Source organism: Candidatus Methanosphaera massiliense (genome assembly GCF_028890305.1).
GTDB lineage: Archaea > Methanobacteriota > Methanobacteria > Methanobacteriales > Methanobacteriaceae > Methanosphaera > Methanosphaera massiliense.
Genome location: NZ_JARBXM010000001.1, coordinates 159,146 through 180,654 on the forward strand (window position 1 = coordinate 159,146; position 21,509 = coordinate 180,654).

Consider the following 21,509-nt stretch of genomic DNA (forward strand, 5'->3'; position numbering starts at 1 on the left):
AACTCACCATTAATTAGAAAATATATTATAAAATTTTTAATAATTTATATTATATTGGTAATTAAATAAAAAGTATTATAGAATATAATTTTACAAATACAAGTTTACTTAATTAATAGGAATAATAATCATATAAAAATGAAAAAATAATATTGATGTATTTAAAAACATGAATATGATAACAAGAATATAAGGAGAATTAAAGAATGGTATTGATTATAGACCCTCAAACATCTGGTGTTGCAGGAAACATGTTTATTGGAGCATTCATAGATTTAGGAGCAGATTCTGAAAAAATAAAAGAAGTAATAAACACATATGCTAAAGAATTCGGTGAAGTAACAGTAAACATTACAAAAAAACCTAAATCAGGAATTATGAGTACATACGCAGATATCCAAACAACAGACAATTCACCAAGACATTACACAGACATCATAAATAAAATAGATGAAATAACAGAAAAAAAATATCCAAACAATACAATAATAACAAAAACAGTTACACTAGCAAAAAAAATATTTAAAACAATAGCCTTAGCTGAATCAAAAGTACATAATCATCCCTTAAGTGAATTACACTTTCATGAAGTAGGATGTGCAGATGCAGTAGCAGATATAATAGGATCATCTTATGCATATCACCTACTAGGATTAGACAAAGAAACAATATATTCACTGCCCGTTGCAACAGGAGCAGGAACTGTCAATACACAACATGGAATACTACCAGTACCAGCACCAGCAGTACTAGAAATCCTATCAGAAACACCAACAATTGGAGGACTAGCAGAAACAGAATTAGCAACACCTACAGGATCAGCAATACTAGTAAATATTACAGATGAATACATATCTTCATATCCTTTAGTAACAAACAAGAAAATAGGTTACGGAGCAGGAAAAAAAGAACTAAAAGTATTGAATGCTTTAAGATTAGTTCATGCTAAAACAATTACAGAAAAAAATACTATAACTGTATTAGAAACTAATTTAGATACGTTAACTGGAGAAGAATTAGGTAGTTTATTCGAAAAACTATTAAATGAAGGAGCTAGTGACGTTACAATAATACCTACTATCATGAAAAAGAATAGGCCCGGACAAATATTAAAAGTTATTACAAAAAATAGTAATGTTGAACATTTAATACAAGTAATCATGAAAGAAACAGGAACACTAGGAATTCGTATTATTCCAACATTACATAGAGGAGTAGCAAATAGAGAAATTGTAACAAAAAATATACAAATAAATAATAGTGAAGAAACCGTTCATTTTAAAATTGGATATATGAATGACGAAATTATTAAATGTACCCCTGAATATGAAGATATAAAGAAATTATCTGATAAAACATCAATTCCCGTTAAAGATTTAATGAATTTAGCAAAAGCAGAATATATAAGATTATCTGGAAGTGAATAAATATGACCAAAAAAGGAATAACCGTTCTTTCTGGAGGACTTGATTCAACAGTAGCAACATCAATATATGCAGAAGAATATGATTTAACCGCATTAACATTTAACTATGGTCAACAAAGCTTTGACCAGGAAGTTAAACATGCAAAATTATTATGTGAAAAGTTAGGCATGCACCATGCTGTTATTGATTTACCATGGTTAGAACATATAAGTACCTCTAGTTTAACAAGTGATGAAAAAATACCTGAACCTAGTGATGATGACTTAGATGATTATGATGCAGCACTTGAAACGGCAAAATCAGTATGGGTTCCAGCACGTAATACTGTTTTCTGTAGTATAGCATTAGCTTATGCTGAAAGTATTCATGCAGAGATAATAATTGTAGGATGGGATTACGAAGAAGCCGTGACCTTCCCAGATAATTCTAAAGATTATCTTGACGCTTTTAATAAGACAATAAAATATGGTTCCTTTGATAACATTGAAATAAAAGCACCATTAATTGATATGAATAAAGAAGATATAGTTTCTAAAGGTCAGGAAGTTAATGCACCAATGGAATTAAGTTATTCCTGTTATACTGGTAATGAGAAACATTGTGGAGTTTGTGAATCCTGTAAAAGAAGAAGACGTGCATTTATTAAAGTTAATATTGATGATCCAACAGAATACGAGAAGTAAGTGTATATTATGAAGGATATTAAATATAATGTTGAGCGTTTTTATAAAACATTAACGACCGATGAATTTTATGAAAGATTCTCTAACTTTGAAGTAGTACAAGGGTATTGTAAGGAGTGTCCTCGTTATGACACTAATTACTCTTGTTCACCTCTTGGCATAGATATTAAAGAATTTATCACTAGTTATGATTATATTGATATTATAGTAACACAAGTCCAATATGATGAGATAGTCTATAATGCTGATTATAGTAAAGATGAATTGAATGATGTAATTAATAAAACATTTTTTAAGGAAAGAAAGAAGGTGGTTGATAAATTATTAGATTCTGAAAAAAAATACACTAAAGCAGAAAGTTTAACTGGCCCATGTAATCACTGTACACCTAAATGTAAAGAAGTCTACAGTGAATGTAAACATCCTGAAATAAGAAGATATTCCCTAGCATCCTTAGGTATTGATAGTAAAAAGATACTGAAAGATTTATTTGATATTGATTTAATCTTGATTAATGGTAAATTACCTAAATATATGAATAATATATCCTCAATTTTATATACAAAATAAGTTTATAATGATTTAATAAAAATAATAAGAAGTAATATTTAATTTAGTAAAAGTTTTTTGATTAAATTATTTATCAAGAAACTTCTGATCTTTTTTAGGAATTCCTGTATCATCAGATACATAGCGTTCAGCTGTAACAGTTAAATCATATTTATCTCTAAGTTTAAGAATAGTACCCATAGTTTCTGATGAGTGATGTTTATCAAGTGCACTTTGATTTTTCCAACTATCAATTAGAAGAACCGTTTCAGGATTATTAATTGATGTAAAATATTCATAACGAAGATTTCCTGAATTAGAACGTATTTTATCCACAGTACCAGAGGATATCATTTCTTTTGCAAATTTTACTGCATTTTCACCACTACCAGTATAATAAAGATTCATTGTTATACTCATAATTAGCCTCCGATTTTCTAAAAAGATTTATTTCATTAATGTACCTTTGTTATATAGCTTTTTGAATAGAAAAGGTCTAATTAAAAAAAGCACTATATGTAATATAAGTTTATAATTATTTTAATAAAAAAAATAGTGTTGTATAAATAAAAAAGAATAAAAAATTGAAAGATGTATTTATTCAATAACCATTAATACATCATCTTTTTCAACTATGTCTCCCTCATCTATTAATATATCAGTTACTTTTCCTGATTTATCTGCTTTTACATCATTTTCCATTTTCATAGCTTCAAGAACTGCAACTGTATCTCCAGCTTCTACATTATCTCCAACTTTTACTTTAAGTTTTACAATCATACCCTGCATTGCAGATCTTAAACCGTCTTTGATAGATGTTTTTATTTGTTTAGATGATGGTTCCATTTCCATGTATCCTGTAGGTAATATTTTAACATTGAATGTTTCACCATCTACTTCTACATCATAAGAGTTAGGTATACTTGATGCAGCATATTCTCTTTTAGGTTCTGGTATTTCTTCTTCTACAGCTTCACCTTTGAGGAATTTTTCTCCAACTGTAGGATATAATGCATAGGTTAAAACATCTTCTTCTTTAGTGTATAAGTCTTCGTCTTTAAGTTTTTGTCTGATGCAGTCTAGTTCTGGTTTTAATAAATCAGCTGGTCTGCAAGTAATTGGTTCTTCATCACCATTAGCTTTTTTATAGACTTCCTGATTTATTTCTGCAGGTGGCCTACCATAGAATCCTTTAAGGTAATCTTTTACTTCTTTGGTAATGTTTTTATATCTTTCACCTGTTAGAACGTTCATTACTGATTGTACACCTACTATTTGACTAGTTGGAGTTACGAGTGGTGGATATCCAAGGTCTTTTCTTACGAGTGGTATTTCTTTAAGTACATCAGGATATCTGTCTATAGCACTTTGTTGTTTTAATTGTGATACTAGGTTAGATAACATTCCACCTGGAACTTGATATCGTAATACGTCAGTATCTACTTTTGATGCTAATGGATCAAATAATGCAGCGTATTTGTCTGTTAAATCTGCAAAGTATTCTTTGATTTTTGTTAGTAAATCTAAATCAATACCTGTATCGTACTTAGTTCCTCTTAATGCTGCTACTACACTTTCGGTAGGTGGCTGTGCGGTTCCTCCTGCAAATGGTGATATAGCTGTATCTACTATGTCTACTCCTGCTTCAATTGCTGCTTCATAACTCATTAAAGTCATTCCACTAGTACAGTGACTGTGTAAGTTAATTTCTAAGTCCACTTCATCTTTTAATGCTGTTACTAACTCTTTAGCAACTACTGGAGTTATTAATCCTGCCATATCTTTTATAGTTATAGCATCACAATCCATTGCAGCTAATTCTTTTGCAAATTCAACGTATTTATCAATTGTATGTACTGGACTTATAGTATAACTTATTGTTCCTTGAACATAAGCTCCCTGTTCTTTTGCTGTTTTAATAGACATTTCCATGTTTCTAGAATCATTTAATGCATCAAATATTCTGAAAACATCTACTCCATTTTCATAGGATTTCTCCACAAATTCTTTTACAACATCATCAGGATAATGTTTGTATCCAACAAGATTTTGTCCCCTTAATAACATCTGAATAGGAGTTTTGGTTACGTGTTCTTTGATAGTTCTTAGTCTTTCCCATGGATCTTCATTTAAGAACCGTATACATGTATCAAAAGTTGCTCCACCCCATGCTTCTAAAGAGAAATAGCCCACGTTATCAAGATCTTCTAATATAGGAACCATATCAGAGGTTCTCATTCTTGTAGCTATTAGCGATTGGTGAGCATCACGTAACACAGTTTCTATAATTTTAACTTTTGCCATTTATGACACCTGCCTTTGTTATATAATTGTTATGATCATGTAATATTATTGTGTAAATTTTTATTATAATATTATTAAGTTAATGTATTAATTAATGAGTAAAATGAAATTATATAAAATTCCACTAATCTAACTTCTATTGTTAATATATGTTTAAACTAATATACCTATTTTACTATAGATTTACCAAAAGAAATTAAATTAAAATAAAAAATATCAAAAAATAGTTTATATTATAAAGATAATATGAAAAAAATAGATTCATAATCAATCTATTTTAATCTTTTACCAGTTACTGGTTTTTTATTTTGCCAACTGTATCTTCTTAGTCTTTTAGATCTACCGAAACCACATGAAGCACAGTATTTTTTAGTTGGATTGTATGCGTTTTTACCACATCTGCGACATCTGATATGGTTATTTTTATTACGCTTACCAAATGATGGCGTTCCTTTCATGCTAATGTCCCCTCCGAATAAATTTTTTTTTAAAATAAATGTAATAAACCTTTTAAAAAAGGTAAAAAAGAGAGAATAGAACTAAAATTCTATTCCATTCAGATATACGATCGCTATATCTCCATATTTAATATTTGTAAAATTTTATAATAAGGACGATTAATATTAATAGATTTAAACTACTAAGGTGTCCTTTACTAATTATTCTGGTGATATGTAGACAATGTTATCTCCACGAACTAGGACAACGCCTAATCTGCGAACTGATTCACCGTCTTTTAGTTCTTCTGCATCGTTGATTACTAAATTCATGTGCATGTCAAAGCTTTGTAATGCGCCTCTGAATTCTTTTCCACCTTTAAGTTTTATAAGAACTTGAGAATTTAAAGCTTTTCCTAATGCATCTAAAGGTCTAGATGTGTTATTATTATTTTTTTGATCGTTCACTATTAATCACCTTATCAATAATATATGTTTTTATTTGTTTAGAATTATATTTAAATGTATTGTATTGTGATACAAAAAATCAAACAAATAATTATCCATAAATAATTATATATTATAATATTACTATATGTTAAAACTTTCTTTAATATTTATACTAAATAAGACATGTGTATATATAAATAAAATAATTATATAGTTAAAATTGAAGAAAATAATTATTTTTAATATTAAAGTAGTGTAAATAAATAAGATTAAAAACAATTGAAAAATAATTAGAAAGGTGAAAAATTGAAAATTAAAAAAAGAAATTTCCTTAAAAATAAGAAAATCAAAGAGATAAAAAAAGAATTAGGTAATTATGATAACATAATACCAAAAAAATCAAATGTAGAACTAATTCAAGTAGAAGATTTACCTGACGTACTTCTAGTAGATGGCGAACCATTACTTATGCAGACAGAGGATAGAATTATACCAACACTAAAAGCAGCATTAAAAATGGATATCACAGAAAAATATGCTACAGTTGACATGGGTGCAATAAATTTTGTTATTAAAGGTGCAGATATAATGTCACCCGGCATAGTTGATGCTGATAAAACAATAGAACCTGGAGAAACAATTATTGTAATAGAAGAAGGTCATAAAAAACCGTTAGCTATTGGTATTAGTCTAATAAGTGGAGAAGAGATGATTGAAAACGATAAAGGTAAAGCAATAAAAAACCTACATTATGTAGGAGATCCAATATGGGAACTTGAAATATAGAGGAAACAATATATGAACCATGATAACTTCAAATTAAAGTATTCTTCAGGAAATATATTATCAGAAAATATACATGAAATTGGAATAATTGCTCTCGGGTCACACTTAGAAAATCATGGCTCTGCACTACCAATAGATACTGATTCCAAAATAGCAGCTAATGTAGCAGTTAATGTTGCAACAAAGACAGGTGCTATGTTTTTAGGAATATTCTATGCTGCAACTGAATATGATTATGTTAAACATGGTATACACTTAAAAAAAGATGACTTAATATACAAACAAATAATACCTCAACTAATAAATATTCGAAAACAGCTGGGAATAAAAAAAGTAATTATTGTAAATGGACATGGTGGAAATAATCAAATAATAGATGATATACCGACAATATCCGGGAAGACAGCCCTGGAAATAGTATTCAATAATTCAATAATTGAACATGAAGGGCCTCATGCATGTACTGGTGAATTATCCATGGGTAAAGTTCTAGGAATTACTGATGAAGATTCTATAACTGAACATGGAGATTTCAATAAAAACCCTGAAGTAGGTATGGTCGGCCTAAAACTAGCAAGAGAAACCGAACCTATAATAGATGAAGAAGCAAAAACAATAGAAAAAGAAGGATTTGAAGTTAATGAAGAATTTGGAAGAAAACTATTAATTAACGCTGAAAAAAGTATAATAGAAGATATTAAAAAACTATTATAATTATTTACCTAATTCTATCTTTTTAATTAGTTTTTTACATCTATTACTTGTTTTTTTATTATTAAATGCTAGACTTATTCTTGAAATTGATTCTAATGTCCTTATTATTTGGTCTAGCCAACTGAATATATCCCCAGGATATATATGTATATCATAATTTGTCATGAAGAATTTACTTATTCTATTTGGACTCCAACCATGAATTCTCTGTCGTATTATTTTATCAGATATATTATTTTCAAAACATTTACAGAATGGTCTTTCCTCACAGGTACATGATAAGAAATCAACTTGTAATGTTATAAGTTTATCAGCATATTGTGGGTCTAATTTAGAGATTACATCACCTGATGTTATAATATCTCTTGTTGAATCTGCAAAAAGTCTTGAACTAACATTTGTTTTTAATGCAGAAGATAATCTGTTTATCAACCTATTACTTAAATATGCACTATCGAATGGTTCTATATTTTCTGCTGTTAGTAATGGATCCTGTTTTAAATGTTTTTTAATGTATTCTGCTTTATATATTTTTAGAAATGATATTGAAACTGCTCGTCCATACTTTGTTGGTATATATATGAATCGTTCGCCTTTTTTTGGTTTAATGAGTTTTTTATCATATAATAGATTCATAACTTCTTCAAAGAGAACATGGGATTCTATTTTATTATATCTTTTCTTTATTTTTCGAATATCTGCATTTTTAATTGCTGATATATCAGCTAATACTTCTTCATATGCATCATCTTCCTCGAATTCCACTGTTATACTGTCCACATCACTATCTAATAGTTCTATAGCTTTTTGTTCTTCTGATTCATTGTCAAATTCTTTTCCTAACTCCGGTAGTAAATATACTTTTCCAATATCGTGGAATGTCGGTCTTCCTGCACGTCCTAACATCTGTGAAAATTCATTATTTGTTAGCCATTTATTTCCCATACGTAATGTTTCAAATAATACTTGGGAAGCTGGGAAATCCACACCTGCCGCTAGTGCTGCTGTTGTAACTACTGTTGATATTTCCTGATTTGCAAATCCTTTTTCTATCTTTACTTTCTTGGAATAAGATAATCCTGCATGATAAGCTGCTGTTGTTATACCTTTTTTCTCAATTTGCTGTGCTATCTGATGTGTTTTACGTCTTGAATTTGTAAACACAATTGTTTGACCACGATAACCCTTAGATGATTTAGATTCAAATTCTTTCTTAGATAGTTTTCCGAGCAAGTCCTTTTTCTCAAATTCACTCTTTGTGAAGATTAAATGTCTTTCAAGAGGTACTGGTCTCTCCTTATATTCAACTAATTTCATGTTGAAATCATTAGCAATCTGTTTAGAATTTTTCACAGTTGCTGAAAGTCCAATTAATTGAGCTTTAGGAAAGATTGTCATTAATCTGCGAACTAATCCGTTGAGTCTTGGTCCTCTTTCTTCTTCATCAAGCATGTGAATTTCATCAATTACAACCGTGCCCATATTAGATAACTGGCCATAGTTTCCGGACCTTAATAGGAAATCTAATCCTTCATAAGTAGCTACAATAATATCTGCTTTTTTAACAGATTTATTAGCAATTCTTAATTCACCTTTAGCTTTCACACGATTAGATCCTACTTTTATAGCTACTTTCATACCTAATGGTTCATATTGTTTTTTAAAATCCCTGTATTTCTGGTTAGCTAGTGCGACTAGTGGTGTTAAATATATTAATTTCTTATGCTTCATTGCTTTAGGTATACCTGCAAGTTCACCAACTAATGTTTTTCCTGATGCTGTAGCTGACACAACTAGTAAATTTTTATCTTCCAGTAATCCTGCTTTAAGTGCTAATATTTGTACTGGGAGTAATCGTTTAACTTTTTTTGATAAAAGTCTTTTGAATGATTTAGGTATCTTCAAGTCATTTACAGTTATTTTTGGATATTTTGTTTTTTTAACCTTAATTTTATCATATAATGTTAAATCATCGTGTTTTATAGGATTAAATTTAGGGTCAAATACTTGTAAAACTTTTTCTAAATTATGTGTCTTATTTAATAATTTTTTAAAACTTGGATATGATGCTTTATCATATCCTTTTAATTCCATAACCCTTTTTACTTCCTTTTCAGCACATTTTTTACAGATATATTCTCCATACAATTTATATGATTCTGATTTTTTTAGTATTGTAATATAACCCTCAAATGTGCAATGTCTACATATGTCAATGTATTTGTATGGAATATTAAGGGAATTTAACATGGACTCAATTTCTTCATCCTTTGTAGCAAGAAAAACATTTTGTTTTCTTAGTGTTCGTATTACATCTTTTGGTGATTTTAATGTCTCTATATTATTTTGTTGTATAATGAAACGTTGAGGTCTTATTTTACCATCAACTTCATGAAGTTTAAAATAACTATAAAATAAGGGTTCTCTCTGTGTGTTTAATGCTCCCTTTGCTGATCCTATAGGATATAATTCAACTATTTTCTTGTTACGTCTTAATATTATCATATTATCAAAAAATAAATTTTTATAAGAAATATTCAAAAATCGTTATATAAATTTCTAAGGTAGTTTAGTTCTTGTATTATTTTTTTATTTAGTATATTATATTCTTATATTATTTAATACATATCTTATAATATAATAATGAAATTATATACAATTCAAAAAGAATTTATAAATATTAAATGGATGTGAAAACATGTACAATATGGGAGCATCAACTAAACCAGGGTATGATATTGCTAATAAGAGTAGAGAAATTATTAAATCTTTAATTGATGATGATACTAAATATTTATCATATGAAGAACGTGACATAGTAGAAAGAGTAGTACATTCAACAGCAGATCCTGAATATGCTAAACTAGTAAAAATATCACCAACATTTGTAGAAACAGCACTACAATGTTTTGATAATAAGGAAGACATATTAACTGATATTAATATGGTAAAATCAGGAATTACACGTTATGAAGGTAATGTATTATGTTATATCCGTGATGAAAAAGCTAGAAAATTAGCTAAAAAAGAAGAAATAACACGATCTGCAGCAGCAATGAGAGTTGCAGCTGAAAATGGATTTAAAGGAGTAGTTGCTATAGGAAATGCCCCAACAGCATTATTCGAAGTAATGAAATTAGTAGAAGAAGGACAAATGGATGCTAAAGCAGTTGTAGGAGTTCCAGTAGGATTTGTAGGCGCTGCTGATTCTAAAGAAGCATTATCTAAAACAGATATACCATACACTATTACAACAGGTCCAAAAGGTGGAACACCTATTGCTGTAGCTGTAGTAAACTCTTTATTAAATATAAGAAAAAACTAAAAAAGGAGATAGAATGAATCAACAAAAATCAAAAGAATTATACGAGGAAGCTGTAAATTACTTACCTGGAGGAGTAAATTCACCAGTACGTGCATATAAACCATATCCTTTTTTTGCCCAAAAAGCTAAGGGATCAAAAATATATGATGTTGATGGTAATGAATACATAGACTACTGTTTAGGATATGGTCCAATAGTATTTGGTCATGCTAATGACTATATTGTAGAACAATCAATTAACCAATTAAAACTTGGTACTGATTATGGTGTACCTTCTGAAAAAGAAATAGCTCTTGCAAAAGAAGTTATTAACAGAGTCCCTTGTGCTGAAATGGTAAGATTCACAAATTCAGGAACAGAAGCAACAATGAGTGCAATTAGATTAGCTCGTGGAGTCACAGGAAAAAATAAAATAATAAAATTTGAAGGAGCATACCATGGTGCTCACGATGCTGTACTAGTAAAATCTGGTTCAGGAGCAGCAGGTAAACCAGACTCACCCGGAATCCCAGAAGAAGCTACAAGAAACACGATACTTGCACCATTCAATGATGAAAATGCAATAACAAAAATCATAAATGAAAACAAAGATGAAATAGCATGTATAATTGCAGAGCCCGTTATGGGAAACATTGGATGTGTACCACCTAAAGAGGGTTACCTACAATTTTTAAGAGAAATAACAGAAGAAAATAATATTCTATTAATTATTGATGAAGTAATCACAGGATTCAGAATAAGTAAAGGTGGAGCACAGGAATATTATGATATTACACCAGACCTTGCAACATTTGGTAAAATTGTTGGTGGAGGATTCCCAATAGGAGCAATAGCAGGTAAAAAAGAATACATGGAACAATTCACACCTAGTGGAAACATATACCAGGCAGGTACATTTAGTGGAAATCCAATGTCAATAAATGGTGGACTTGCAGCATTTGACATATTAACAGATAAACGCTACAAAGAACTACATGACAAAGGAGATTACCTACGTAATGGTATTCAAGATATACTCAGTAACCTAAATCTAGATTATCAAATTAATGGTGTTGAATCAATGACACAGGTGTACTTCACAAATAATGAAGTATATGATTATGAAACAGCACAAAAATCAGACACAAAAGGATTTCTTAAATACTTCCATAATTTATTAGAAAATGGAGTATTCATAGCACCATCCCAGTATGAATGTACATTTATATCAACAGAGCATTCAAAAGAAGACCTTGATAAAACATTAGAAGCTATTGAAATATCTTTAAAAGAATTATAAATAAACATTAACCATCTTATCTTTCCTTTTTTTAACTAACAATTTTTACACTGAAAATTAAAACCTATTTAAAAATGAAAATACATATTAACTATATAAAAAAATAGGTTATGATTATGAAAATCGCAATAGGACTCGGAGAAAATAAGAATGTATTAGAAGCTATTAAACAATTTTCAGATGTGGATATTGAAATAGCTACATCCAATGAAGAATTAATTAAATACATTCATGATCCAGAAATCGATGGAGTAATTCGTGGATCATTACAATCAAACATTATTCAAGACATACGAAAAGAATATCCTCACATATTCCGTGCGTCTATACTGGAAATTAATGGACATAAATTCATGTTAACACCAGTCGGCATAGATGAATGTGACACTAAAAAAGCTAAAGAAATGATAATTAAAGAATGCTCCGAAGTCATAACTAGTACAGGACATACTCCTAAGATTGCTTTAATATCCGGTGGAAGAAAACAAGATAAAGGACGAAGCACAAAAATAGACAGAAGTATTGAAGAATGTGAACAAATTGTTGAAGAACTTAAAGAAGAATACAATATTAAACATTATTACATACTCATAGAAGAAGCAATAAAAGATCATGCAAATGTAATTATAGCTCCTGATGGTATTATAGGTAATATAATTTTTAGAAGTTTAGTATTAGTAGCTGGAATGAAGAGTTATGGAGCATTAACATTAAAACAGCCAAATTTATTTATAGATACTTCACGTTCACAAACAGTGCAAGGATATGTTAATTCAATACATCTAATTTCTAATATCATTAATTCTAGAAAATAAAAAAAGATATTAAACTTATTAAATATAGAAATAATAATATGAAAAATTAAAGAAGGATAAATTAATGATGTTACTACAACCATTATACTCAATATATGAATGGTATATTTCCCATAATCTAGATAAAAGTAAAATGCCAAAACACGTGGCAATAATCATGGATGGAAACAGAAGATACTCAAAAATACAGGGAAACATGCCAGTTATAGAAGGTCATAAACGGGGAGTTGACACCTTAGAAAATGTACTTGAATGGTGTATCGACCTTGATATTAAAATAGTAACAGTATATGCATTTTCAACAGAAAATTTCAATCGTAGTGACAAAGAAGTTTCTGATTTAATGGATTTATTCGTACAAAGTTTTCTAAGTATCAGTACTAATAAAAAAATTCATAAGAATAAAGTACGTCTTAAAGCTGTAGGAAAATTAGATTTATTCCCACAGAAAGTAAGAGATGCTATAGCTGATGCAGAAAAATCAACAGAAAATTATCATGATAGATTAATCAATATAGCAATGGGTTATGATGGAAGAGCAGAAATAGTAGATGCTTTCCGAAAGATAGCAAAAGAAGTAAAAGCTGGAAAAATAGAACCTGAAGATATTGATGAAGATATGATAAATAAAAACCTATATACTGCCGGACTTGAAGACCCTAATCTTATCATACGTACGAGTGGTGAAGAACGATTAAGTGGATTTCTATTATGGCAATCATCTTATTCAGAATTATACTTCACAGATAGTTTATGGCCAGAACTTAGAAAAGTAGACTTTTTAAGAGCAATACGTTCATACACTCAAAGACAAAGACGTTTTGGAAGATGAAAGAAAAAAAATAATAGGTGATTATATGATTGATTCACATTGTCATCTTAGTTTTTCAGATTTCGATGACACTAGAGATGAAATAATAGAGAATACTAAAAAAGAATTTAAATATATTATAGATTCAGGAGCAAGCATTGAAAGTAATGAAAGATCATTGAAAATAAGCTCAGAATACAATGATTTTATGAAAACAACAATGGGTTATCATCCAAAATACGCTGGAGTAGATGATAAAGAAACCATAAATAAAACATTAAATCAAATAATTGATAATCTTGATAACATCCAAGCTATTGGAGAAATAGGTCTTGATTTCTCTGAGAATTTACCTGAAAATGAAAATAAAAGACAACACACTGTTTTTGAAAAACTTTTAAATATAGCTACTGAATATGACATGCCAATTGTTTTACATGTACGTAATGCTGAGCAACATGCATTAGATATAGTAAAGAAATATACAGAAATTCCAAATGTTATATTCCACTGTTTCACAGGTACCAATGAAACAGCATTAGAGGCTGTGGATTATGGATACTACTTGTCTTTTGCTACAAATTCTTTGTTTTCAAAAAAACAGAAAAAAATAATGAAACAGGTTCCTCTGGAAAACATGTTAACAGAAACAGACAGTCCTTACTTATCACCAGTGAAAGGAGAACCTAATCAACCATTAAATATACGTAAAATAATAGAAAGAGTTTCAAGAGCTAAAAAAATTGATTTTGAAGATATTGAAAGAGCTACAGAGCGAAATGCTATGAATGTTTATAACTTATAACTTATAACTTAGAAGAGGGAATTAATATGGAAATGGATGATATGTTAAAAATTTATGTTGAGAAAAGACATCAATATGAGGATAAGATTCAGAAAAATTTATTAGAAATAGAAGAGTCTGTTAGTGGTATTGCTGAAGTTGGAGATTATTTTAGTATCAAAAATGATGATTTGTTAATAACAATAAAGTTAGTTGAAATTAATGGTGAAAAACATGTTGCAGTATCTACTGATTCTAATAAGGAAGAAATACCATTTAATGAACTTACATTAACTGAGCATCCTGATTTAATCTTATGGATTATTCAAAATGATGCTTTAATTAAAGAAGGATTCCAGGAAGTACTGATAAATGCTGTTAGAAATGGTGAAAATATTATTAACACATTAAAACAGTTAAAAGTTAACTATGAGTGATGAAGTTGAAACCATTTATTCACTTGAATTCTGCCATGACTGTTGATGGAAAAATTGCAACTGAAAAAAGTTCTATGAAGATATCTGGAAAAAATGATGCAATACGTGTACATCAATTACGTAAAAAATATGATGGTATAATGGTTGGAATAAATACTGTGATTGTTGACAATCCTAAACTAACAATTCATAAAATACCATCAAAAATAGAAGAGAATCCTGTAAGAATTATTATAGATAGTAATGCAAGAACACCCTTAAATTCTAAAGTACTAAATAATAATGCAAAAACAATTATTGTAGTTTCAAATAATGCACCTCAAGATAAAATAGAACAATTAGAGAAACATTGTGAAATAATAAAAACAGGCGATAAGAGAGTAGATTTAAAAGATGCAATGGAAAAACTATACAACAAAGGTATAAAAAGTATACTACTAGAAGGTGGTTCAACACTAAATTTTTCCATGTTTCAAGAACAATTAATTGATAAACTAACAATATGTATTGGCTCTGAGATTCTTGGTGGAAAAAAATCAAAAACATTAGTTGATGGTAGGGGATTTAAAAAAGACAATTGTGTTAACTTAAAACTGGAATCAATCAATAAAATAGATGAAGATGTACTACTTGAATACTCTGTAGTCTATTAAAAAAAAATAGTTAAGTGATGGATTAAATTTATAATCCATGCTTTTTAAGAATTTTTTCAGGATTATCCTGTAATATTTTAGGAATCTCTTCCTCAGGAATCTCGGCTCCTCTTGCAATTCTTTCAGCTAATTCATAAGTTACAAGGTCACCTGGAGCATGAGTATCACTATCTAGAACAAGATTTGCACCTAAGTCTAAACCTAATTTTGCTACGTGTCCATTACCTAGACAATGACCAGCACGTGAACTAATTTCTAATGAAACATCATTATCAATAGCTATTTGAACTTCTTCTGGAGTTATAAGACCTGGATGTCCTATAATATCAACAGATGGAGATTCAGCTGCCATCCTGTTAGTTCCCGGTTTAACAGGTTCAACTATTGTTTCTCCATGTACAACTACTATCTCAGCACCATACTCTCTTGCTTGATTAGCTAATTTATCTATCACTTCTATTGGTGTATGTGTAATTTCTACTCCGGGAATGGCTTTAATATCCCAATTATCTCTAATATCATTTACGGCATCAGCTATTTTTTCAGCAATTTGAATATTTGATGCATCCACATGGTCTGTGATTGCTATTACTTTATGTCCTAATACATCTGCTCTTCGAATTAATTCTGATGGTAATAATTCCCCATCACTGAATAGACTATGTGTATGTAAATCTATCCTCTTATTTTCAGACATTTTTTCATCCTTCCTATGAGTATATACTTAAATATTCTTATTAATTTAAATTATTTCTATAATCTTATTTATAGATGTGAAACGATATAAATAATTATATGATTAAAGAACTTAAAGTATTTGTACCTGCACATATTACTGGTTTTTTTGAAATAATAGGAAATAATAATCCAGCTTTAAAAGGATCAAAGGGTGCTGGTATTACATTAGATGAAGGTGTTGTTACAAGCACCAGTATTAGTGACGGAACTGGAAATATTAGTATTACAGTTAATGGAGAAATTGATGAATTAAATACTATTAGTCTAAAGACTGTAGAAATTATAAAAGAAAAGTATAATCTTGTATTAGATGATTATGATATAACTATTAATCATGAATTAAATTTACCTATTGGTGCTGGTTTTGGTACTAGTGCTAGTTTTGCTTTAGGTATTAGTTTTACTTTACCTGCATTGTTTAACATTAGTATTACATACAAGGAAGCTGGTGAGATAGCACATCTTGCTGAGATTTCCCAGTCAAGCGGTTTAGGTGATGTAATTTCAGAATTATATGGTGGATGTGTTATTCGATTAAAAGAAGGTTCCCCTCTAAATGGTGTTATTGATAAAATTTCAATAACTAGACCCATATATGTTATTACAAAAACTCTTGGAATACTTGAGACTAGTGAAATAATTGATAATCCTCTTCATCAAAAACGCATAAATGAAAATGGTAGTATTTTACTTAGACAGTTAATGAATAATCCTACTATGGATAACTTTATTAAATTATCAAGAGAATTTGCAATTAACACTCAATTAATAAATGAGGAATTACAAGAAATACTGGAAATATTTGATGATGAAACAATTGGTTCTTCAATGGCAATGTTAGGAAATACTGCCTTCGCCTTATCTTATACTCCAGATACATCGGTAGAAAAATGTAACATTACAAAAATTAATACAACTGGAGTACAATACATAGAAAAATTAGAAAATTAATTATTTAAATAAAAAAAAAGATTATTGAAGATTATAATTTTTTAACATCTTCAATACAATAGACTATACCCTTTTCTTCTAAACGAGATGTTATTCTGTTAGTCATTTTACCTACTGCAAATACTAATACACGTAAACCTTTTTCAGCAGCACTACAAGTTGCTTCTGCAGTAGCAAATTCAAAATCTGGATATACATTTAATTGGTTTGTGATTGCTCTTGCACTTGTTCCAAGTACTCCTATTCTATCAAAATCTTGTGCATATATTTCATTGATTTTATCCATGTCACAAGCTCTAGATCCACCTTCTGCTATTGGTGGTATTTTTACTATAACTACATCTTTAGGAACTAAATCTATCTCTCCTCCAAGATTTATAAGAGTTACATCTTCTCCTTCTAATGCATCACTAAATACTTCTGCATATGCTCCTGATTTATCCTCAGTATCTGCATATAATATTCCATCATCCATATTTAACCATACTTGTTCACCTTGATGTAAATCTTCTGCAGCTATTGCAGGCCATATTAATTTATAACCATTCATTACTGTTAATACCATGTCAGAATAAGATTTAAGATTAATAGCGTCTGTTTTTACTTTGTCAATACCATATTTTGTTATTTTGTATCTGAAATTAGAAGTACCTGTTTCTACATAGCCATCCTTAACTAATGATTTAATATTTTCGGATACTGCTTGAACAGTTATTCCTAATTCATCAGCTATATCTTTTTGTTTGAGGTGAGGTTCTTGCTGTGCAATTTTAGCTAGAATTTGGAATTTAGTAAATTCCCCTTTATTTTTAAATATTCTCATCGTGCTACCCCTTTAATGATTATCTTATAATACCAATCATTGTTTTTTTAATTCTTAATAATAATATATAAGAGTTACTTTATTTAAATTTTTATAATTATTGCATATCTTAAGAAAAAATATAAAATGTTTGGTAGTTATTAATATAATGTATTATATGTTGTTAAAATGGGTGGATGTATAACTTATAGTTTTACAGCATTATTTAGTAAATCTATAAATTGTCCTATGTTATCTTCTGGAATATATGCTCCACATGCAACACTATGTCCTCCACCTGATCCACCACATTTCTCAGATATTTTTCTAACAATGTTACCATAATGTATTCCATCATAGCCTAGAAGTTTAGAGCATCTTAATGAAACTTTATATCCCTCGTTTTCACCGTTAACATGAGTATATCCTACAATTGGTTTTTGCCAATCATAATTATTTAAAAGCATGCCTGCTATTGTTCCAACAACACTTGGCTTTATTCCATCACCATCAAAGTATTGAATATTATCTAATATTTCAACAGAACCCTCTTCTAATACTCTTGACATATTTTGTGCTAGATATCTTTTATGTTGTTTAACTAGTGATTGTAATTCATCCTCTATTAGATGCCTATTACCTTTTATTACTTCCATTCCTAGCTCATGACGATTATTTCTTCCACATGCATTAATAACTGTACTGTATTCACTAGCATCTTTAAAAGAAGTGTAATCCTGTTCAAATGTGAATTCATAGGATTCACCCGATATTAATTTAGGAAGATATTTGATATATCTATCGGGAACTTCTCTTGTCATCATCTTTAAGAGTTCACTAAACAATCGTGATTTTTCATCCATAGATAAATCACATAGATATCTTACTGTTCCAAGTTCATTTTTTACAGGAATATCTAAACCTTCAAGGAAATGAATACATTCATTACGATTATTTGTTAAAGGTAGATGAATATCTCCAAAGTAGGATAATGCTACAAATAGCGGTCGTGTATTACGCCCATACAATAATAAATCATTAATATAATCAACACAGCCTACTTCTGTACTATCATGTAATATCTCCTTATTTAATCCCCTTAGTTTACCAGTCATACTATTTTGCATGTCACCAACAGCACTAAGAATACCCATCCAACTTAAATCGTAGAAATGAAATGATTTAGCTAACAGATAGGATAGACCTCCACCAGAAATTGTGTATGACCCATCTAATCCATAATAATTAGGATTAATTTCAATCAAATCACCTTTTAATTGTGTGCCTAATCTTCTTATAGGTGGATGATGGTCTAAAACAATGACTGATTTATTAGAATTATTAGCTAGATTAGAAATATCTTGACCTGCACCTAAGTCAGATACAATAGTCAAATCAGTATCACTAGTAAGAGTATCTACTTGATTAATTTCAACGAAATTTACTTCATGGTCTATTTCTAGTTTATCTAATATTGATGAAAGTATACTTCCAGCTGTAATACCATCACAATCAGTATGTGTGTAAATAGTTACGTCCTCTGCACCTAAAATCTTATCTTTTGCTTTATTAAATAATAAATCCATTTGATTACGTGATTCTGTTATATTTCCATCTTCTAAGTTCATTTAACATCGCCTTATAAAAAATATATAAAAAAAAGAAAAGTTAATGGTGGTTAATTAATTATCATGATTACGTGACAATCTAATTTGAGTTGAAATTGCACGTAATAATTCGATTTTTGTTTTTTCGTCCTGTTCTACTACAACCCGGCCTGAGTTTTCCCACCAAGATCCAGGATAAGATTTACTGTGGTCCACTATGTGTTGAATTTTCAGTTTTCTTAAAGCTTGACTTATTTCTCGAATTTTCGGATTACTAACTGATTCATCTAGAGATAATTTACGGCCTTCGCCTCTAGTGTGCTCTGAGTTTAAATATACTGGCCAAATAATAGTTTTCATTAAATTCAACTCCTAATTAACTGCATCTATTATAGCATCAATCATGTTTTTCACAGTGTACCTTTGAGGTTCTACTGTATCTATATTATATTCCTTACATACTTTACCCGTGATTGGTCCTATTGATCCTACAATCACATTGTTTTTTAATGCATCGACAAGAATATTAAATTCATCAGGTTTTTCTGTTTTAACAACTTCAAATAAATTTTTTATTGTTAAAGGACTTGTGAATGTTACAATATCTATATCACTATTAATAATCATATTTGATAATTCTAATATTCCTGATGTGTCCCTTGGAATTCCTGATGTATATGCCTCCGCAATTAACACATCTGCACCATGAACCTCAAGACCTTCTGGTAATACTTTTCTAGCACTTAATGTTCTAGGTAATGCTATTTTTTTATTATTTAAATCTATTGATTCAAATGATTTAAGTAATCCTTCTGCCGTGAATTTTTCAGGTATTAAATCTGGATGATTATTATGTTTTTCTAATTCTTCCTCTGTTTTAACTCCTATAACCGCAATTTTACATGGAATACTTTTTTCTCCATATAATTTAAAGAATGAAGTTACACCTGCTGGTGAAGTAAAGATTATCCAGTCAAAATCATTTATATTATCTACAATGTAATGTAATTCATCAGATTCTACTAACTGTAATTCTAATGTTGGAATTATAATAGGTTGTCCACCCTTATCTTTTATAATATCTGCTAATGCATCTGCTCTTTCAATTGGACGTGTAATAACAACTTTTTTATTGTTTAGATTACGATCTGTCATTATTCCATTTTACTCCTTAATTCTTCACATTCTTTGTAAATATTTACTACATCTCCAATAATAATTAATGCAGGTGGTCTGATTTTCTTTTCTGTTATATCTGCTAGTGTTCCAGTTATTATTCTTTGGTCAGGTAATGTACCTTTTTCTATTGCACATACTGGTGTATCTGGAGATCTGTATTGTAGTATTTTAGGAACATATTTTTTAAGTAATCCAACTCCCATGAATACAACCAATGTATCTGCAGTGTAATCCCAATTTACTTGTTTTTCTGATTTTTCAGGATCTTCGTGACCTGTTACTAATGTTAAACTTGTTGCAACTGCTCTGTGTGTTAGTGGTAAACCTATTGATGTTGCTGCTCCTATAGCAGAGTTTATACCTGGTACAAATTCAACATCTATTCCTTCTTTTAGTAATGCTAATTCTTCTTCGCCACCACGACCAAATATGAATGGATCTCCACCTTTTAATCTTACTACATTATCATGTTTTTTTCCTTGTTCAATTAATAATTGATTTATTTCAGGTTGTTTTCGATAGTGTTCACCTGCTCTTTTACCCACATATATTAATTCAACATCGTCTGGAGCATATTCAAGTAAGGAATCATTTGCTAAATTATCATATAATATTACTTCTGCTTTTTTAAGAATTTTTATTGCTTTTAGTGTTATTAAATCAGGGTCTCCTGGTCCTGCACCTAACATGTATACTGTCATTAATATCTCCTCTATACTCGATTAATTAGTATTATTTATAATAATTCTATATATTAAATATGCATTATAAAATAATT

At 29.4% G+C, this 21,509-nt stretch carries 24 protein-coding genes; 13 read left to right on the forward strand and 11 right to left on the reverse strand.

Annotated features, from left to right (window positions below; translation table 11 throughout):
- The first annotated feature begins 206 nt into the window (after window positions 1-206).
- The 3 genes from larC to OTK55_RS00760 are packed head-to-tail and all read left to right on the forward strand — an operon-like array spanning window position 207 to window position 2,680.
- On the forward strand, window positions 207-1,427 hold the full coding sequence (gene larC / locus OTK55_RS00750) for a nickel pincer cofactor biosynthesis protein LarC (RefSeq protein ID WP_274869979.1): 1,221 nt from the start codon (window positions 207-209) through the stop codon (window positions 1,425-1,427).
- A 2-nt stretch (window positions 1,428-1,429) separates the two neighbouring features.
- Window positions 1,430-2,110 (forward strand): 7-cyano-7-deazaguanine synthase QueC, encoded by a 681-nt coding sequence (gene queC / locus OTK55_RS00755; RefSeq protein ID WP_274869980.1) that lies wholly within the window; start codon window positions 1,430-1,432, stop codon window positions 2,108-2,110.
- Between the two features lie 9 nt (window positions 2,111-2,119).
- On the forward strand, window positions 2,120-2,680 hold the full coding sequence (locus OTK55_RS00760) for a DUF2284 domain-containing protein (protein WP_274869981.1): 561 nt from the start codon (window positions 2,120-2,122) through the stop codon (window positions 2,678-2,680).
- 66 nt (window positions 2,681-2,746) lie between these two features.
- Here OTK55_RS00760 and OTK55_RS00765 read toward each other — a convergent pair whose 3' ends face one another.
- The 4 genes from OTK55_RS00765 to OTK55_RS00780 form a co-directional block, all read right to left on the reverse strand.
- Window positions 2,747-3,079, reverse strand: coding sequence for a putative quinol monooxygenase (locus OTK55_RS00765; protein WP_274869982.1), 333 nt, complete (start codon window positions 3,077-3,079; stop codon window positions 2,747-2,749).
- A gap of 177 nt (window positions 3,080-3,256) precedes the next feature.
- Window positions 3,257-4,963 (reverse strand): sodium-extruding oxaloacetate decarboxylase subunit alpha, encoded by a 1,707-nt coding sequence (oadA, locus tag OTK55_RS00770; RefSeq protein ID WP_274869983.1) that lies wholly within the window; start codon window positions 4,961-4,963, stop codon window positions 3,257-3,259.
- A gap of 272 nt (window positions 4,964-5,235) precedes the next feature.
- On the reverse strand, window positions 5,236-5,421 hold the full coding sequence (locus tag OTK55_RS00775) for a 50S ribosomal protein L37e (RefSeq protein WP_274869985.1): 186 nt from the start codon (window positions 5,419-5,421) through the stop codon (window positions 5,236-5,238).
- Between the two features lie 201 nt (window positions 5,422-5,622).
- Window positions 5,623-5,868: an LSm family protein gene (locus OTK55_RS00780; RefSeq protein ID WP_274869987.1), complete on the reverse strand. Its 246-nt coding sequence runs from the start codon at window positions 5,866-5,868 to the stop codon at window positions 5,623-5,625.
- A 288-nt stretch (window positions 5,869-6,156) separates the two neighbouring features.
- On the opposite strand from OTK55_RS00780, the gene OTK55_RS00785 reads away from it, so the two are divergent.
- Together OTK55_RS00785 and arfB are read left to right on the forward strand one after the other, a co-directional pair.
- Window positions 6,157-6,636 carry an RNA-binding protein gene (locus tag OTK55_RS00785; protein ID WP_274869989.1) on the forward strand — a complete coding sequence of 160 codons (480 nt, stop codon included), beginning with the start codon at window positions 6,157-6,159 and terminating at the stop codon, window positions 6,634-6,636.
- Window positions 6,637-6,648: 12 nt separating this feature from the next.
- On the forward strand, window positions 6,649-7,350 hold the full coding sequence (arfB, locus tag OTK55_RS00790) for a 2-amino-5-formylamino-6-ribosylaminopyrimidin-4(3H)-one 5'-monophosphate deformylase (protein ID WP_274869991.1): 702 nt from the start codon (window positions 6,649-6,651) through the stop codon (window positions 7,348-7,350).
- Here the strand turns inward: arfB and OTK55_RS00795 are convergent, their stop codons facing one another.
- On the reverse strand, window positions 7,351-9,855 hold the full coding sequence (locus OTK55_RS00795) for a DUF5814 domain-containing protein (RefSeq protein WP_274869992.1): 2,505 nt from the start codon (window positions 9,853-9,855) through the stop codon (window positions 7,351-7,353). It lies immediately after the preceding gene.
- Window positions 9,856-10,048: 193 nt separating this feature from the next.
- On the opposite strand from OTK55_RS00795, the gene OTK55_RS00800 reads away from it, so the two are divergent.
- The 7 genes from OTK55_RS00800 to OTK55_RS00830 all read left to right on the forward strand — a co-directional run bounded on the left by OTK55_RS00800 (window position 10,049) and on the right by OTK55_RS00830 (window position 15,454).
- Window positions 10,049-10,675 carry a cobalt-precorrin-8 methylmutase gene (locus OTK55_RS00800; RefSeq protein WP_274869993.1) on the forward strand — a complete coding sequence of 209 codons (627 nt, stop codon included), beginning with the start codon at window positions 10,049-10,051 and terminating at the stop codon, window positions 10,673-10,675.
- Between the two features lie 13 nt (window positions 10,676-10,688).
- Window positions 10,689-11,954, forward strand: a complete 1,266-nt coding sequence (gene hemL / locus OTK55_RS00805; protein WP_274869994.1) for a glutamate-1-semialdehyde 2,1-aminomutase — start codon at window positions 10,689-10,691, stop codon at window positions 11,952-11,954.
- A gap of 116 nt (window positions 11,955-12,070) precedes the next feature.
- On the forward strand, window positions 12,071-12,769 hold the full coding sequence (gene mtxX / locus OTK55_RS00810) for a methanogenesis marker protein Mmp4/MtxX (RefSeq protein WP_274869995.1): 699 nt from the start codon (window positions 12,071-12,073) through the stop codon (window positions 12,767-12,769).
- Between the two features lie 64 nt (window positions 12,770-12,833).
- Window positions 12,834-13,601 (forward strand): polyprenyl diphosphate synthase, encoded by a 768-nt coding sequence (gene uppS, locus OTK55_RS00815; RefSeq protein WP_274869996.1) that lies wholly within the window; start codon window positions 12,834-12,836, stop codon window positions 13,599-13,601.
- Between the two features lie 25 nt (window positions 13,602-13,626).
- Window positions 13,627-14,385, forward strand: a complete 759-nt coding sequence (locus tag OTK55_RS00820) for a TatD family hydrolase (RefSeq protein ID WP_274869997.1) — start codon at window positions 13,627-13,629, stop codon at window positions 14,383-14,385.
- Window positions 14,386-14,411: 26 nt separating this feature from the next.
- A complete protein-coding gene (locus OTK55_RS00825; protein WP_274869999.1) occupies window positions 14,412-14,801 on the forward strand; it encodes a hypothetical protein in 390 nt (129 codons plus the stop codon).
- A gap of 5 nt (window positions 14,802-14,806) precedes the next feature.
- The gene (locus tag OTK55_RS00830; RefSeq protein WP_274870001.1) at window positions 14,807-15,454 is read left to right on the forward strand and encodes a 2,5-diamino-6-(ribosylamino)-4(3H)-pyrimidinone 5'-phosphate reductase; all 648 of its coding nucleotides are present in this window, start codon (window positions 14,807-14,809) and stop codon (window positions 15,452-15,454) included.
- 28 nt (window positions 15,455-15,482) lie between these two features.
- Here OTK55_RS00830 and OTK55_RS00835 read toward each other — a convergent pair whose 3' ends face one another.
- Window positions 15,483-16,151 carry a histidinol phosphate phosphatase domain-containing protein gene (locus OTK55_RS00835; RefSeq protein WP_274870002.1) on the reverse strand — a complete coding sequence of 223 codons (669 nt, stop codon included), beginning with the start codon at window positions 16,149-16,151 and terminating at the stop codon, window positions 15,483-15,485.
- A gap of 98 nt (window positions 16,152-16,249) precedes the next feature.
- Here OTK55_RS00835 and OTK55_RS00840 point away from each other — a divergent pair, with 98 nt between their 5' ends.
- Complete coding sequence (locus tag OTK55_RS00840) at window positions 16,250-17,143, forward strand: pantoate kinase (RefSeq protein WP_274870003.1); 894 nt, start codon at window positions 16,250-16,252, stop codon at window positions 17,141-17,143.
- Between the two features lie 31 nt (window positions 17,144-17,174).
- On the opposite strand, the gene OTK55_RS00845 is transcribed toward OTK55_RS00840, so the two are convergent.
- The 5 genes from OTK55_RS00845 to cobA all read right to left on the reverse strand — a co-directional run bounded on the left by OTK55_RS00845 (window position 17,175) and on the right by cobA (window position 21,432).
- The gene (locus tag OTK55_RS00845; RefSeq protein ID WP_274870004.1) at window positions 17,175-17,966 is read right to left on the reverse strand and encodes a DUF7839 domain-containing protein; all 792 of its coding nucleotides are present in this window, start codon (window positions 17,964-17,966) and stop codon (window positions 17,175-17,177) included.
- Window positions 17,967-18,151: 185 nt separating this feature from the next.
- The gene (gene recJ, locus OTK55_RS00850) at window positions 18,152-19,573 is read right to left on the reverse strand and encodes a single-stranded-DNA-specific exonuclease RecJ (protein ID WP_274870005.1); all 1,422 of its coding nucleotides are present in this window, start codon (window positions 19,571-19,573) and stop codon (window positions 18,152-18,154) included.
- A gap of 54 nt (window positions 19,574-19,627) precedes the next feature.
- On the reverse strand, window positions 19,628-19,912 hold the full coding sequence (locus OTK55_RS00855; RefSeq protein ID WP_274870006.1) for a signal recognition particle subunit SRP19/SEC65 family protein: 285 nt from the start codon (window positions 19,910-19,912) through the stop codon (window positions 19,628-19,630).
- Window positions 19,913-19,924: 12 nt separating this feature from the next.
- On the reverse strand, window positions 19,925-20,707 hold the full coding sequence (locus OTK55_RS00860) for a uroporphyrinogen-III synthase (RefSeq protein ID WP_274870008.1): 783 nt from the start codon (window positions 20,705-20,707) through the stop codon (window positions 19,925-19,927).
- On the reverse strand, window positions 20,707-21,432 hold the full coding sequence (gene cobA / locus OTK55_RS00865) for a uroporphyrinogen-III C-methyltransferase (RefSeq protein WP_274870010.1): 726 nt from the start codon (window positions 21,430-21,432) through the stop codon (window positions 20,707-20,709). The genes OTK55_RS00860 and cobA overlap by 1 nt, the downstream gene beginning before the upstream one ends.
- Window positions 21,433-21,509 lie beyond the last annotated feature (77 nt).